General features: G+C 40.4%; 18 protein-coding genes. 14 read left to right on the plus strand and 4 right to left on the minus strand.

The window, feature by feature from the left end; all coding sequences use genetic code 11:
* Positions 1-123: 123 nt before the first annotated feature.
* Both OQX62_RS14245 and OQX62_RS14250 read left to right on the plus strand, forming a co-directional pair.
* On the plus strand, positions 124-936 hold the full coding sequence (locus tag OQX62_RS14245; protein WP_265832217.1) for an oxidoreductase: 813 nt from the start codon (positions 124-126) through the stop codon (positions 934-936).
* Positions 937-940: 4 nt separating this feature from the next.
* The gene (locus tag OQX62_RS14250; protein ID WP_265832218.1) at positions 941-1,510 is read left to right on the plus strand and encodes a Crp/Fnr family transcriptional regulator; all 570 of its coding nucleotides are present in this window, start codon (positions 941-943) and stop codon (positions 1,508-1,510) included.
* A 31-nt stretch (positions 1,511-1,541) separates the two neighbouring features.
* Here OQX62_RS14250 and OQX62_RS14255 read toward each other — a convergent pair whose 3' ends face one another.
* Both OQX62_RS14255 and OQX62_RS14260 read right to left on the minus strand, forming a co-directional pair.
* Positions 1,542-2,459, minus strand: coding sequence for a helix-turn-helix domain-containing protein (locus OQX62_RS14255; protein WP_265832219.1), 918 nt, complete (start codon positions 2,457-2,459; stop codon positions 1,542-1,544).
* A 15-nt stretch (positions 2,460-2,474) separates the two neighbouring features.
* Complete coding sequence (locus OQX62_RS14260) at positions 2,475-3,371, minus strand: NAD(P)H-binding protein (RefSeq protein WP_265832220.1); 897 nt, start codon at positions 3,369-3,371, stop codon at positions 2,475-2,477.
* 153 nt (positions 3,372-3,524) lie between these two features.
* Here OQX62_RS14260 and OQX62_RS14265 point away from each other — a divergent pair, with 153 nt between their 5' ends.
* Positions 3,525-4,229, plus strand: coding sequence for an SDR family oxidoreductase (locus tag OQX62_RS14265; RefSeq protein WP_265832221.1), 705 nt, complete (start codon positions 3,525-3,527; stop codon positions 4,227-4,229).
* Positions 4,230-4,292: 63 nt separating this feature from the next.
* On the opposite strand, the gene OQX62_RS14270 is transcribed toward OQX62_RS14265, so the two are convergent.
* Both OQX62_RS14270 and OQX62_RS14275 read right to left on the minus strand, forming a co-directional pair.
* Entirely contained in the window at positions 4,293-4,781 is a 489-nt protein-coding gene (locus tag OQX62_RS14270; RefSeq protein ID WP_265832222.1) for a hypothetical protein, read from the minus strand.
* Between the two features lie 200 nt (positions 4,782-4,981).
* Positions 4,982-5,125, minus strand: coding sequence for a hypothetical protein (locus tag OQX62_RS14275; RefSeq protein ID WP_265832223.1), 144 nt, complete (start codon positions 5,123-5,125; stop codon positions 4,982-4,984).
* A gap of 219 nt (positions 5,126-5,344) precedes the next feature.
* On the opposite strand from OQX62_RS14275, the gene OQX62_RS14280 reads away from it, so the two are divergent.
* The 11 genes from OQX62_RS14280 to OQX62_RS14330 all read left to right on the plus strand — a co-directional run bounded on the left by OQX62_RS14280 (position 5,345) and on the right by OQX62_RS14330 (position 15,756).
* Positions 5,345-7,741, plus strand: a complete 2,397-nt coding sequence (locus OQX62_RS14280; RefSeq protein WP_265832224.1) for an outer membrane beta-barrel family protein — start codon at positions 5,345-5,347, stop codon at positions 7,739-7,741.
* Between the two features lie 77 nt (positions 7,742-7,818).
* Positions 7,819-8,016: a hypothetical protein gene (locus OQX62_RS14285; RefSeq protein ID WP_265832225.1), complete on the plus strand. Its 198-nt coding sequence runs from the start codon at positions 7,819-7,821 to the stop codon at positions 8,014-8,016.
* Positions 8,000-8,161 carry a hypothetical protein gene (locus tag OQX62_RS14290; protein WP_265832226.1) on the plus strand — a complete coding sequence of 54 codons (162 nt, stop codon included), beginning with the start codon at positions 8,000-8,002 and terminating at the stop codon, positions 8,159-8,161. Before OQX62_RS14285 ends, OQX62_RS14290 begins: the two co-directional genes overlap by 17 nt.
* Before the next feature lie 83 nt (positions 8,162-8,244).
* Positions 8,245-9,327, plus strand: coding sequence for a SagB/ThcOx family dehydrogenase (locus tag OQX62_RS14295; RefSeq protein ID WP_265832227.1), 1,083 nt, complete (start codon positions 8,245-8,247; stop codon positions 9,325-9,327).
* A gap of 44 nt (positions 9,328-9,371) precedes the next feature.
* Entirely contained in the window at positions 9,372-9,908 is a 537-nt protein-coding gene (locus OQX62_RS14300) for a flavoprotein (protein WP_265832228.1), read from the plus strand.
* 62 nt (positions 9,909-9,970) lie between these two features.
* Positions 9,971-11,284, plus strand: coding sequence for a radical SAM/SPASM domain-containing protein (locus tag OQX62_RS14305; RefSeq protein WP_265832229.1), 1,314 nt, complete (start codon positions 9,971-9,973; stop codon positions 11,282-11,284).
* A gap of 26 nt (positions 11,285-11,310) precedes the next feature.
* Positions 11,311-12,204 (plus strand): hypothetical protein, encoded by an 894-nt coding sequence (locus OQX62_RS14310; protein ID WP_265832230.1) that lies wholly within the window; start codon positions 11,311-11,313, stop codon positions 12,202-12,204.
* 70 nt (positions 12,205-12,274) lie between these two features.
* Positions 12,275-12,475: a hypothetical protein gene (locus OQX62_RS14315; protein ID WP_265832231.1), complete on the plus strand. Its 201-nt coding sequence runs from the start codon at positions 12,275-12,277 to the stop codon at positions 12,473-12,475.
* A gap of 12 nt (positions 12,476-12,487) precedes the next feature.
* Positions 12,488-12,682 carry a hypothetical protein gene (locus tag OQX62_RS14320; protein ID WP_265832232.1) on the plus strand — a complete coding sequence of 65 codons (195 nt, stop codon included), beginning with the start codon at positions 12,488-12,490 and terminating at the stop codon, positions 12,680-12,682.
* Positions 12,683-12,714: 32 nt separating this feature from the next.
* Positions 12,715-15,015 carry a peptidase domain-containing ABC transporter gene (locus OQX62_RS14325; protein ID WP_265832233.1) on the plus strand — a complete coding sequence of 767 codons (2,301 nt, stop codon included), beginning with the start codon at positions 12,715-12,717 and terminating at the stop codon, positions 15,013-15,015.
* Positions 15,016-15,027: 12 nt separating this feature from the next.
* Positions 15,028-15,756 carry an HlyD family efflux transporter periplasmic adaptor subunit gene (locus OQX62_RS14330; protein WP_265832234.1) on the plus strand — a complete coding sequence of 243 codons (729 nt, stop codon included), beginning with the start codon at positions 15,028-15,030 and terminating at the stop codon, positions 15,754-15,756.
* Positions 15,757-15,792 lie beyond the last annotated feature (36 nt).

Genomic DNA, 15,792 nt, shown 5'->3' on the forward strand with positions numbered 1-15,792 from the left:
TTAACCGGAAATCTTTGAACTGCATAAATGATGAAGCTATCGGATCGTTTTTGCCAAATGGCAAATGTTAACATTTGATACCGGGGTACATTTGTATCATTCAATAATTAAAAGATTAAAAAAATGGCAAAAACGGTATTAGTTACAGGAGCATCGTCAGGAATTGGCAAAGCAACGGCAATCTATCTGGCTCAAAATGGTTACACTGTTTATGGTGCGGCCCGCAGAACCGAGAAATTAAAAGTATTAAAGGATTACCACATACACCCGATAGAACTGGATGTGACAAAGGAGGAAAGTATTGCTGCCTGTGTAGCTAAAATTATGAGCGAAACTGGTAGCTTAGATATCCTGATCAACAGTGCCGGATTAGGCTCTTATGGCGCACTGGAAGATGTACCGCTTACCGAGGCAAAAAATCTGATGGAAATCAATCTGTTTGGTGCAGCAAGGCTGATACAATTGGTACTGCCGGAAATGCGAAAAAGAAAATACGGAAAGATTGTCAATATATCCTCCGTAGGTGGTAAAATTGGCTTACCGATGGGATGTTGGTATCATGCGAGTAAATTTGCGGTAGAGGGTTTAAGTGACTCACTGCGAAATGAGGTAAGACAGTTCGGGATCGATGTAATTGTTATAGAGCCGGGTGGCACCAGATCTGAAATGACAGCGATAGGCTCGGAAGACCTGATGCGCGTTTCAGGACATACAGTTTATGAAAAACTGGCAAAAGCAATGACAAAAATGTATGCCACTATGGAGAAGGATGCTGCAGACCCGCTTGTGATTGCTAAACTGATCAGGAAAAGCGTGGAAGCGAAACGTCCGGCAACGCGGTATGTTGGTGGCGCGATGGCGAAACCAATGTTATTTTTGAGAAAAGTGTTATCAGATAACATATTTGATAAAATGTTAATGAGCCAAATGAAATAGATTCATGGAACAAATGATTGATTACATATTGCAGTTCGGGCAATTGAACCAGCAACAGATTGACCTGATTAAGAGCAAAGCTGCTGTAAAACAGATAAAAAAAGATGAATATTACCATGAAGCCGGAAAAATAACCTCAGAGGTTATTTTTCTGATCGAAGGAATTATGCGGATATGTTATTATAACAATAAAGGGGATGAAATAACGAAGTATTTCTTTGATGAAAATCACTTTATTGCGGACATGAACAGCTTAAACCTGGCCATACCAGCAGTCGAGTATATTCAGGCTGTGACGGATTGCGGGTATATCTCATTGTCAAAGGCGGCACTGGATGAACTGTCGATGACGATCATCGGCTGGGATGCTATTGTTGCAAAAATGACGGCGAGAGGCATGACGGATAAAGTTAACCGCATCAGTCCGATGATGGCAGATAATGCCAGGGAGCGATACCTCAGGTTTTTTACCAGTTTTCCGAATTTAGCAAACAGAATACCGCTGTCTTATTTAGCTTCTTATTTAGGGATCACACAGTCATCGCTCAGCAGGATCAGAAGAAGTGTCCGATGATAAAGGAATTTAAAATTGGGCCAGATAAGCGCTAATTGAAAGATTTCCTGAAACTATTGGGCGTCATATCCGTGTAGCGCTTAAATAATTTATTAAAAGACTGGGGATGCTCAAAACCCAATTGATAAGCAATCTCACTCACAGAATAACTGGTAATGGATAATTTTTCTTTAGCTATTTTAATCAGTTGATCATGAATATGCTGTTGCGTACTTTGTCCGGTAAGTGCCTTTAATAAGGCGCTTAAATAGTTGGGCGACATATTCAATGTTTCTGCAATGTACTGAACGGTTGGCAATCCGTTTTTACTCAGCATCTCCTCTTCAAAACAGGTAGACAATATATTTTCCAGGCGGTTGATCACCATATGACTGGAAATCTTCCTGGTAATGAACTGGCGGTTATAATATCGATGGGAATAGGTAAGGATGAGTTCCAGGTGTCCCAACATCACATTCTGGCTAAACTGATCGATATTGGAATGGTATTCCTGCTGAATGTTCTGCATGATCGCTGCGATCTGATTTTCTTCTTTATCGGACAGAAATAATGCCTCATGTACGGAATAACTGAAGAACTCGCTCTGAGCGATAATTTTAGTTAATGGCGTGTTCCAGAGGAAGTCGGGATGTACCAATAGCATCCACCCCGACTGATCCATTATTTTATCTTTTTCTACTTCGATCCGAAAAATCTGACCTGGTGAGATAAAGAACATGATACCTTCATCGAAATCATATTCCTGCTGACCATATTTCATTTTTGCATTGAAGTTCCTTTTCAGTGCTATGGAATAAAAATCCAGCAAAATACTGTTTTCACCCTCAGGCATATTTTTTACATCAGCCAAATTGATCACACTGATCAGCGGGTGCTGCGGCTTGGGCAATCCCCTGAACTGGTGAAACTCACTGATCGTTTTGAATTTATGGAACTGTGTATTTGCCATGGTCGAATATAAATATTATGCGTTGAATGCAGCGGCAAATTCTTTGGCGTAGTCGGTCATTTTTACTTTGCCCATCACTGCAGGTTTGTTCTGGTAATAATCCTGCGCCAGTAAACCACTATGGAGTCCGGCATACATCTCTACTAAACCAGCCGCAATTGCAGGATTCATCCCAATAGCTACTAAACCATTCAGCGTTTCTTCATCAGAAATAACTGTCCATTTCAAATCCGGTTTGCCTATCGCTTTGCCCAGGATGCTGGCCGTGTCATTCCCGGAAAGGTCTTCACTTGCTACTGAACGGGCTTTTCTGCCTTCAAATGGCGTTGTCAGTTCCTCTGCAATGGCTGCAGCAATATCAATTGGCGATACCCATGGAATGATATCTTCACCACCATAGTTTGCCGCGATAAAACCTATGGATTTGATCATCGGAATATATCCGAGCAAATTGTAGTAGAAAGAATTTGGACGCATATGTGTGATCGCCACATCGGCAGGCAAGGCATTCAGAATGCGTTCCACCTGATGGGCACCGGCTAAAATTCCATTTCCTTCGGCCAGATTACCTCCAATGGTACTTAGATTAACTACCCGTTTTACGTTTGCACTCAGAATGGCTTGTGCATATTTGTTACCCAGACCAATATAATAAGCTAATAAGTCCAGATCCGGATCCATGTAATTTCCCGGAGGCACCATGGTATAAACAGCATCGGCTCCTTTAAAAGTCTCCGTTAAAAATTCAACATCATGTAATGAACCTATGGCTGCGGATGCACCCTTTGCTTCTATTTCGCTTTGTTTTGCAGGATTACTGCTAATCACCGTAATGGTATGTCCGGATTGAACCAATGTTGCGATCAATGGACTACTGATATGTCCTAAGGAACCTGTAATTATAATTTTCATTTTTATAGATTTTAGACTTCAAAGATCAGCAGATTGAAACTGGTGAATTAAGCCAAATCTATTATTGTTGTAGCCAAAAAAATTGAGCTTGATTAAAAACAAATCCTCTGCTAAAACCATTTTAATACAGAACAAGATTATTAAAGATTCATTATGAATATAGATCAAGCAAAAGTCCTGATTACGGGCGGTACTACAGGTATAGGCTATGAAACTGCAAAATTATTACGCGCTCAGGGTGCAAGTGTAGTGATTTGTGGCCGAAACGAAGATACCGTGAAATCTGCTGCGGCAGAACTGGACGTATTTGGTATTAAAGCGGATGTAGACAATGTGGAAGAGATCGAAGCCATGTTCACCTTCGCGATTGAAAAAATGGGCGGTCTGAATGTACTGATCAACAATGCCGGATTAGGTCATATCGGTTCTTTACTTGACACCAGTTTAGAAGACTTTACAAACATTTGGATCACCAATACCCGCAGCATATTTGTATGTGGACAATTGGCAGCCAGACATTTTATTCAGCAGAATGAAGGAAATATCATCAATATTGCTTCTATGGCGGCTGTAAATGGTTTTGCGAATGGTTCTGCTTATAGCTCAAGCAAGGCAGCTATTACCGGGCTGACGAACAGCTGGCGGGCAGAACTCCGGAAATATAATATCAGGGTTACACAGATCAATCCGAGTGAGGTAATTACCTCGTTTTCAGAAAAGATCGGCTACACGTCTTCAGCACCCGAAACCAAGTTGAAAGGACTGGAAATTGCCCAGGTAATCGTATCTACGCTTGCCTTAAACGGGGTTGCTATGATCCCGGAAATAAATGTATGGGCTACTAATCCGGGATCTTAAGGATTCCGGGTTAATCCGGCTAAAATTAAATTATCCAGGAGTTTTAACCTTGAACATTTTGGATTAAACCACTAAAAAGGCAATTACAAAGATCAATATCAGGAAAGATACAGGGACATCCCAGGTAAAAAACCAACAACGCCTTTCCTCCACCCCTGACGCAACAAGTTTTATTTTGAGCATTTCTACCAACTTTCTATTTTCAGCATTTTCCCTTTTAAGTATTTTCACATCGGGGAATTTTCTGCCATGCTGGGTGGTAACCGGGAAAACTATATAACGCCTGCTTTCGCCTTGTAAATAGAGTATTGGAGTGCCACCCATAATTTGTCTGATAGCATAAGAAGTTAGCAATACAGGCTTGCCATCAATCTGTAATCCATCATTCCAGGTAAGCGTTTTTTTGCCGTAAATGAAATACAGTATGGTAATTCCTATAATGGCTGGGCCTGCCATAAATGCCTTTGAATTATTTCCGAAAAAATCATTGGTATTTTTCGCGAATGAACTCAGCTCAGGTATGCTGCTATGAGCAGCAAGTTGAAAAAGCATTATTAGAATAAACAGCCAGAATAGCATATCAAAGGCTAAAAAAGCGGTGCGCAAGTTCGCACACTTCAATCTTAAGACTGCTGCACCGGTTACTGCAATATGGTTTGATTTATTAAAATGCATAATGTTTATTTTTGTGCCTCGCAATAGCTGCTTTGGGACTTTCCTGGCCGCCCCTCATTGCTATTACGGACTTCTTTTTAAAGGTATGCCACAACAGCCTCCGTTTTAAAGCCCAGTCTCCTGATGTGATCATCATGAACTTTGCCTAAAATACAAAAGATAAGCGCAAGCGAACCCATCAGCAGGATAAATCCGGAGGCGATAATTTTCACTAATTTCATGATAGATTAGTTTTTTTCTAAATGCCAAGTTAACACAATCGAAGAGATATTGTTAACGGCGCCGGCTCTCCTTTATATCTTCGTCGAACCAGACCTATCATTGGTCGTATTTTCCCCGGACCATCGTCGAATAAAATTTTAATTTATTTTTTCTCTATAGATATTCGATGTATAAAGAAAACAGAATTTATTTCTGATCAACACCGGAGGAAAATTTTTATGAAGTATATGGTAATCCTTTTATTTAGTATGGTCCTGACAAAAAGCGGGAAAGCCCAGATTCTATCCATTACCGGAAAGGTAACGGATGAAGGCGGCAGACCGGTTCCTTTCGCCTCGGTCTTTGTTACTAAACAAAACGGAACAAGCCATAACCGCATCACAGGAAAAATGACCGGTGAGGATGGTTCCTTTAAATTAATGGTCGACAGCGCGGGTACTTATATCATCAAAGCAAGCTGCACCTCATTCAATGACTTTACCAGAGAAATAAACGTGAAGGGCGCTATGAATGTAGAGCCGATTGTTTTAAAGGAAAAAGAAAATCAGCTGGCATTGGTAGCGGTAACGGCTCAGGCCCCTATGATCACCAAAAAAATAGACCGGATAGTGATGAACGTGGAAAATAACGCACTTGCCGCCGGAAAATCCTCATTGGAACTGATGAACCTCGCCCCTGGTGTGTTTGTAAATAACGGCATGATAGCTATCAATGGCAATCCGGGTACAAGGGTAATGGTGAATGGCAAAATCCTGCAGTTAAGCGGTGACGATTTAACGAATTACCTGAATGGCTTACGGTCTGATGAGATACAATCTGTAGAAATCATCGCCCATCCGCCTGCGGAATATGATGCACAGGGCAGCGGAGGATTCATCAATATCGTGCTGAAAAAACAGCGGGTTGCAGGATTCAGCGGCAGTGTGAATGCGGGCTATTCACAGGGAAGGTATGCAAGTACGAACGAAGGACTGCAATTGAATTTCAAGAAAGATAAACTGGCACTGTTCGGAAGTTATTCCTTTGATAAAACAAAGGATTACGAAGACTCCCGTTTGTCAAGAACTATCAATGACAGCATATATTATCGCTCACAGGCGGATAGAATCAATAAAGCTACCGCTCACCGTGTGCATGTTGGCGGGATTTATGATATCAACAGTAAACAATATATCGGACTGGATTATACCGGATCGTTTACGGATGGCACCTCTCCTTATCGCTCCGATATCAATATTGCCTATCCGGCGATTCGTAACAACCAGCGTGTAAATGGCAGTTATCCGCGGTCAAATTCAAGAGATTACCATAATATCGGTTTAAATTATCATCTCACTACAGATAGTGCGGGATCAGGCCTGGTGTTTCTGTATGATTATACGGATAATGATGCGAAGGTATTCAGCTCGGCACAGAGTAACTTTTATAACAGTAACAATGTATTTCTGGGCGACACCAGTTTTAGAAATCAGACGCCAAGCAGGGCTAAAATCAATACGATGGACACCAAATACAGCAAAGTATTCAATAAAACGGATGTCTTCAGTATAGGTGCAAAATTCACCGCCAGTCGTATTGATAACAGTGCTGTGTATGAAAGCTTTGAAAACAATACCTGGGTAAATAAAACAGCATTAAACTACTTATATGATTATAAGGAAAATATAGCTGCAGGTTATATGAACTACAGCGGACGCTTGCTGAATACCAGCATACAACTAGGCTTACGTGCCGAGAATACCCGTACAGAGGGTAACCTGATCACCTCGAATATAAATACCAAACGGAATTATTTCAATTTGTTTCCAACTGTATTTCTAAAGCACAGTACCAATAAGGACAATAGCAATTACCTTAACTTTTATTATGGGAGAAGGATCGAACGCCCCTCTTATAATGACCTGAATCCTTATGAAACTTATGCAGACAATTATTCTATTGGCAGAGGTAATCCATATTTAACGCCTTCTTATACCAATTCGCTGGAGCTTGGCTTTACCTTACGCAATAAATATAGCATTACCGCCGCGTACGACAAACAAAAGGATATCATCGCACAATATGCGATACAATCACCTGCTGATTCGCTGATCACGATTTATACGCGTCAGAATTTTGGAAAAAGAACAAACGCAGGCATCAGGTTATACGCACCCTTTGGGCTGAGCAGATGGTGGGCCTGGAATAACAATTTAAGTCTGCAGCGTCAAAGCATCACCTTGCAGGACATTGATATCAAAGAAACCATATTCTCTCTGCAGATGAACCAGGTATTTACACTGCCAAAGCAGTTTAGTGTTAACCTCAACGGGATGTATTTCTCACATATTATCATGGGGAATTATGTACTGGATCACATCTTCACAATGGATGTTGGTGTACAGAAAAAGATGCTTAAAAATAAACTCATAGCAAAGGTGGCCATGAATGACCTTTTTAATACCCTGAGAATAAACGGAGATATCTATTACAGTAACGTCAATATCGGGCGACTGGAGCAGAAAAGACAGACACAGACCATCAATCTTTCACTGATCTACAATTTCAATTTAGGTAAAGCATTTACCGTAAAGAAAATGGAAAGCAGTAACGCGGATGAACGCGGGAGATTATAAAAATATTTGTTGCAACAAAAATGGGGAAGCCGAAAACCAGTAAAACGAGTAGGCATTCAATTATTAAACTTAAGACCATGTCACAAGACCAAAACAACCAAAAAAGAATCGAAGAATTAGAAACAGCTAAAGACAAGCTAACTAAACTTATTGAAACCTTAAAAGAAGATCCTACTTTCTCTGAAGGTTTAGACAAAATAAGCGGTGGATTTTCTGAGATAAAAGACAATAGTGAAATTGCTCCTTTTCTTGACGTAAATGTTATCGCTTGCTAAAAAAGCCGACTGGAGATTGCTTTTTGGTGATGAAACCTTAAAGCAATCTTACAGTTTCTGGTTCCTGATGAACAGGGACCGGCAGGTAAAAGAAAGGGATTTGTTGAATCTGCAAATCCCTTTCCATTCTACACATAAAATTTAGACTCTCCTATTAATTATCATTTGTACGTGTTCGGCGTAACAGTAAAAAAAAGTAATTATTCGCTTTTATTAATTATCAATCTTATGAAATTCCGAAGGGCCCAATCAATTTATATAACTATACAGAACGAGGAAATATGTATCCAGAATTTTCTGAAGAACAAAATTATAAGTGTAACGCTGCAAGAATTTAGCCTTATACTGGCCATGGAGCATTGGGTTGATGTAGAACACCTGGCAAAAGTACTGAATGGTAAAATTACTGAAGAAGATATTATCAACATCATATATAAGTTAATCGTATGTGGCGTAATTCTTACTGAAGAAACCCAGGAAGAAGATGTCCATTATCAAGAAAACTGGGATTGGGGATTAAAGGCAGGTGCGTATCACTTTGCACTGAAAAACACACAATTCCTGACACCAAATTCTGAAGGGATGAGGGAATTTGCGGATCAGATTGCGCAAAAAACCGTGGAAGATCCTAGTCCGGTACTTTTCTCCCTCAATAAAAATAAATACGATAAAGTATATGCCTACACTGTTCCGGATTTTGACAAGGGCATATTTAAGACCATCAAACGCAGAAGAACAATCAGGCATTTTGATGTGGAAAGACCTGTGTCGCAGGTTGACCTTACAACTTGTCTTTACGCTGGCCTGGGTATCCTCAAGTTTAAAAGCATCCGGCCTATGGGAGAAATGCCTTTTAAAATGACCCCTTCCGGCGGAGGAAGAAATCCATTTGATGCCTATGTGCAATGCCGGAATATAAGCGGCTTACCGAATGGGCTGTATCATTATTCTGCAGTTGAACATTCCCTTGGATTGGTGAACGATCAGAATTCACCTACGCCGGCAGCTATTCTGGCTGAACAGTTATGGATAGATGAAGCTGCATTAGTAGTCTTCCTGGTAGCAAATTTTGATAGAACGATGTGGAAATACGCACATCCTGTAGGCTACAAGGCAATAATGATTGAGGCCGGGCATATTGCTCAGAATATCATTTTAGCGGCTAATGAACTGGGTTTTTACGGTTCGCCAACCGCAGCGGTGACCAGCTCCAGATTTGAAGAAATGATGCAGGAAAAGAACATGAATAAATCTTGTGTTTACGCCATTGCATTAGGTTATGCGCTGGAAAACGCAGAAGAGTTAGTGTAGCGCATGCGCATCAGTTTAATGATAAACAGGAATAAATCAATGATATGAAAAACATAGCAATAGGGATAACAGCGGCTGTATCATCAGCGGCAATGCCATCATTTATTATGCACCTGAGAAAGGAACTGGATTGCAGGATAACCGTTATGGTTTCAAAAAATGCAACGCGGTTTGTTACTCCCTTTGCGCTAAAGATATATTCAGGAAATGAGGTGTTTACCGATACTTATGATCTTGGAGATAATTTGCTGGTACCTCATATTAAGCTGACCCAGGATGCGGACCTGACGGTAATTATGCCGGCATCAAGTAATATCCTGGCTAAGGCTGCGCATGGTATCAGTGATGATTTAATTTCCACCGCCATTGTAGCCGCTGCATCGCCCGTTCTTTTTGTGCCTTCGATGAATGAACGCATGTGGTTTAACCCCATTGTCCAGGCAAATGTAGCAAAGCTAAAAGCGTACGGATACCATGTGCTGGAGCCGGAAAAGGGCAAAGCGGTTGGAGGAGAGGATGTTTACGGGGCAATGGCCTCACTGAAAAGTGTAATTCATTTACTCGGCCAGTTTTTGGAATAGCCGCATTTTTTCAAAACAAATTTAGCCTTCAATTATAAATCACTCCATTAATTCTTCAAAAGATGAAACTCAGTCAATTTAACAATGTGGTTCCCTATAATGAATCTGTTGTATTATATAATGCTTTTAGCAACCGCTATTTATTAGTGGATCCCCTGCTGAACGATTTAATCGAGTCAGCAAAGGCTGAAAATAATATTGATGATCTGATCGGCTATCATCCGACATTTTATACCGCCCTGGTAACAAACGGCTTTATAGTAGATAATGAGCGGGATGAACTGGAATCGGTGAAAATGATGCGGATGAAAGTAGATATGGAAGACGAAAGTCAGTATCACCTGATCATTAATCCTACCATGAACTGTAATTTCAAATGCTGGTATTGTTATGAGGCTCATGAGAAAGGTTCCAAAATGTCTAATCCAACCATTGAGCATGTCAAGAAACATATCAGTAATGTAGTGCAAAGTATGCCGGACATTAAGTTTTTCAATATCTCATGGTTTGGCGGAGAACCACTCCTCTATTATGATCAGGTCATCGTACCTGTAATGGATTATGTGAAAGAGTTCTTCAGGGACCGCAGCTGTAAGTTCAGCACAGGCTTTACCACAAACGGATTCCTGATCAATGAGAAAATGATAGCTGATTTTCCTTCTTTTAATATCACCAATTTTCAAATCACTTTGGATGGGGACAGGGAAACACATGATGCGGTTCGGTTTGTAAGTTCCAAAAGAGGGTCTTATGATGAAATACTGGCTAATGTTTTTGCCTTATGCAGGAATAAAATGAATGTTTCCATCAGAATAAATTATACGAAATCGAACTTAAAAAATCTTGAAAGTATCCTGTACGATTTTTTACCATTAGAGGAAGACGCAAGAAAGTATATGCTGATCTCTTTCCATAAAGTATGGCAGGAAACAGATGTGACCTTGACGGGCAGAATAAGAGAACTGCACCGGTTTTTTAGAAACAATGGATTCAGAGCCACATTCGCAGATATGGACATGCCGGACGGATTAAGGAATTCCTGTTATGCCGACAAAAAAAACCATGCAACGATCAACTATAACGGAGAAGTATTCAAATGTACTGCCCGAAACTTTTCGACAGATGCAAAAGAAGGAATGCTGAATGAGGACGGATCAATTAGCTGGAGTCAGAAATTTTATGACCGGCTGGACAGCAAATTTAAAAACAAACCCTGCCTGACCTGTCCTATACTGCCAATATGTAACGGAGGCTGCTCGCAGGAAGCGATAGAGCACAAGGGTCAGGATTATTGCATGTACGATTTTGATGAGCAAAGAAAGAAGAATGTGGTTTTAAACAAATATATCAATCTACTGCAGAACAGTGTTGCCTGATCTGTTAATCTCTAATTCATACCGCTATGGAAAAGTCAGACCCAATCAACCAAACCTCTTTTAAAGAAGGAGCCTATCCTTTTTACAGAGATTTTATTCTGGAAACAATTTTTAATGCTGCACAACGGCGAGCCTATACCGAGGCATCAGATGCCTACGATCATTGCTTTCTGCTTGCCAAACAAAATAATGCTGAAGCAGCAGCAGTTGCGTATCAACAGTGTTGTGCGCTCAGAGAGAAACTGGATCCTGCTGTTGCTGAATGGGTTACTGCCTTATGTGAACCCAGGTTATCTTATTATAATTATAAAACAAAAGATTATGCCACTGCTATCCTGGCGACAAAAAAGCTGATTGGGGCTAACCAATTGCTGCAAAAGAAAGGCTACCAGCTAATGTACTTATCTGAGATACAACAACTGCATAATTTGAGCAGGATATATTTTTCGCTGAATGAGACGGAAAAGGGAGTTGGCTTAAGCCTTGACTGTCTGCTCGGCATTTATGAACATGCCGCACACTGGAAGCCGGGCATGATGATGAATGGCATCTCAGAAGCATATCTTATAACAGACCTGCAATATGCAGTGATTGTGCAGGTCATGACAGAAACTTTCATTCGCCTACTCAGAACATTTAAAACCGATACAGTTTTACTGGATTACTGGCTGAGGAAATTTACCGAACCTTTGTCGGCCCTAAAATTCGCCCGCCTCTCATCTGATTATCGCTATAAACATATTGACGCACTGGTTTCATTCCTGCAGGAAACGATAGTAAATAAGGATGAACCTGATTATACAAATCTGCTTTTTGTTGAAAAGAGTAAGGTAGACCGGCTGTTATCTGGAGTGCTTTATGAGTATATCACTTTCAGCATCACAGAGAATGAAAAAGCATTGCTGGTGGCAAATGCCTGAATATTTAATTGGCCAAACCACCGGCCGGATTGGAATTTATGAGATTTATTAACCTAAAATATAAATAGATATGAAAAATTTAATCAGATTCTTTATCAAAAAAGAACCGGCGACTCTGGAAGAGTGCAGCGATTTTGAAGTAAAAAAAGATGATGCAAATACGCTCTTCGGCGGCTTCAAAGAATATAAGCCTCCTATTTATGAATATGATAATGCAAACGACCGCTCTTTTAAAACCACCGATTTATTAACCAATACCACTCCTACTTAAAACCCACAAATCATGAAAAAGAAAGACAAAAACAAACCTGACGACCTTAAAAAGGGACTGGTAGATATTGAAAAATTAAAGGAATTCGGCGTTACCAAAGATCTGACCGGAAAAGGTATAGAAGAAATTGATGGCGAGCATATTACCGGCGGAAAAAACAACGAAGATGACGGATCGGTGGCCACCCATTGGCCAACTGGTTCATAAAACTTCAACAGCTTAATCAAAGACATTGAACCATGGCATTTTTCAGTAAAAAATTTAGATTCTATAAGCAATTGGACTACATGGATTGTGGTCCAACCTGTCTGCGAATGATTGCTTCTTTTTATGGTGAAGAGTATTCTCTGGATTACCTCAGGGCAAACTCCTATATCACTAAAAATGGCGTGAGTTTATTGGGGTTAAGTGAGGCCGCTGAAAAGATAGGCTTTAAAACACTGGTCGCGAAGCTTACCTATGAGCAGCTGGTAGAGCATGTACCCCTGCCTTGTGTGCTGCACTGGAATCAGGAGCATTTTGTAGTGATCTATGCTATTGAAAAAAAATCCCTTTTCCGTCGCGTGGAGAAGGTACTGATAGCCGATCCCGGACATAACCTGGTGCGGGTGGAGAAAGATGTTTTTGAGAAATGCTGGATCAGTTCGGCAGATAAAAAAGGAATTGCCTTGTTGATGGAGCCTACGCCTGATTTTTATCGCAATGAGGAAGGTGTACAAAAAACAAAAAACGGATTTGGATTTTTACTGCAATATTTAAGACCATATAAACGCTACTTCATTCAGCTGATTTTAGGCATGGTGCTGGCCAGTCTGATCAGCATGTGTTTTCCGTTCCTTACCCAAAGTTTGGTGGACTTTGGTGTAAACCGGAAAAACTTAAGCTTTATTCACCTGATACTCCTGTCTCAATTACTTTTGTTTTTGGGAGGTATAGCAGTTGATCTGATCAGGAACTGGATATTGCTGCATATCAGTACGCGTATCAGCATCAGTATTATCTCTAATTTTCTGATCAAGCTGATGAAATTGCCTATTAACTTTTTTGAATCAAAAAATATAGGTGATATCTCTCAGCGTATCAATGACCACCACCGGATCGAATCATTCCTGACAGGATCTACTTTAAGCACTCTGTTTTCAGTAATCAATCTTTTTGTTTTTTCCTTTATCTTATCCATTTATAATTTTAGCCTGTTACTCGTTTTTGCTGCCGGCAGTATCTTATCAGTGCTCTGGGTTTCCATGTTTCTAAAGCGAAGAAAAAATATCGATTACAATCGTTTTCAACGGTCAAGAGAGAATCAGAACAGTGTATTCGAAATCATTACCGGAATGCAGGAGATCAAACTGTATAATAGTCAGAAAGCACGCCGGTGGGAATGGGAACGTATCCAGGCAAAACTCTTTAAAGTAAATATCAAGAGTCTGGCACTGGAGCAATACCAGGAAATAGGCTCATCTTTTTTCACACAGCTGAAGAATATACTGATTAGTTATTTAGCTGCCCGCCTGGTTATTGACCAGCAAATCACGATTGGGGTAATGCTGAGTATCTCTTATATCGTGGGGCAAATGAACAGCCCGTTAAATCAGATTATATTATTTATAAAAAGCATTCAGGATGCAAAAATCAGTCTGGACAGGCTGAATGAAATTCATAGTCAGCCGGATGAGGAAGCCAGTGAAGACCTGATTGGATACAATGAGAATAAATTCCCGAGAGAATCGGAAAACAATTCTGACCCTGTTTACCTGAACCATGAAATTTTTACCAAAAACATCCGTAAAAATGTGGGTGAAGGCATTACAATAGCAAATCTGTCATTCAGGTATGGCTCACCAAAGAGTCCGCTGGTACTGGATAATATCAGTATGCATATCCCTAAGGGTAAGGTAACGGCAATTGTTGGCGCCAGTGGCAGTGGGAAAACAACCCTGCTGAAATTGCTGCTGAAATTTTATCCGCCGTCGGACGGGCAAATTTTAATTGACGGATTGAATTTACAAGATATTTCCGCCCAGCTGTGGCGGCAAAATGCGGGAACAGTGATGCAGGATGGGTTTGTGTTTTCTGATTCTATAGCAAGAAATATTGCAGTAGACGGAGAACGCATTATTGAGGAAAAACTATATGATGCAGTGCGTGTGGCCAATTTACATACCCATATATCCAAACTCCCTTTAGGTTTTAATACACGCATAGGAAATAGCGGGTCTGGTTTAAGCGGTGGCCAGAAACAGCGGATGTTTATAGCCCGGGCCGTGTATAAGGATCCCAAATATTTGTTTTTTGATGAGGCGACAAGCGCTTTGGATGCTAATAATGAAAAAATAATTATGGAAAACTTAAATGAATTTTACCAGGGGAGAACGGTGGTGGTAATTGCTCACCGGCTAAGTACGGTAAAAAATGCCGACCAGATAATTGTGATGCGTGATGGCAAAATTGTGGAAGAAGGACACCATGATAAGTTAACAATGCAAAAGGGATATTATTTTGAACTGGTTAAGAATCAACTGGAATTAGGTAACGCTTAAACTATAGAAAACATGCCGGAAAATAACTCCTCATTAGAAGTAAGAAGCAATGAAATGGAAGAAATTGTAGGCAGTGTGCCCTCATGGATCATACAGTGGGGTATTACTGTTCTGTTTGCAGTTGCAGTATTGGGTTTGTTTATATCCAATTTAATACATTATCCGGATACTTTGGCGGCTAAGGCATTGGTACAGGCCACCGAACAGCCGGGAAAAGTAACGGTAAGAAAAGAAGACGCGAGTCAGGAATTTAAGTTTTTCGTAAAAGAAGGTGATCAGGTTGTACCTGGAGATACCTTACTGACCCACCTTGATAAAAACACCCGGAAAAGCATTGCAACCATCACACCGATGGCAGGGAAAATCTACATCTCAAAAGGAATAGACGAAAAAAATACGCTTGATCAGCTGATATGGGTAGTACCTAAAGCATCCAGGGTAGAAGTCAGGATAAAATATGCAAATAAAGGGGCTGGAAATGTGAAGGTTGGACAATCGGTAAAAATAGAACTGAATGATTTTCCAAGCAGCGAGTATGGTTTTCTGGAAGGCCGGGTAAGCTCGATCCTTCCCGTTCAGATTGGCAGTGAGCATCAGGCTAACGTGACACTGAACAGTAACAAAATAATTACCTCAGAAAACAAAGAAATTCCCATTGTGCCGGTCATGGAAGGAAACGGAGAAATACTTTTAAACGACCGGAGCATATTTCAAAGGATTTTTGGCAGTATCTTTTACTAAAATGACAATTCAGGTGTCTTTGGTATTTTTAATACT

Source organism: Pedobacter sp. MR2016-24, from assembly GCF_026239655.1.
GTDB lineage: Bacteria > Bacteroidota > Bacteroidia > Sphingobacteriales > Sphingobacteriaceae > Pedobacter.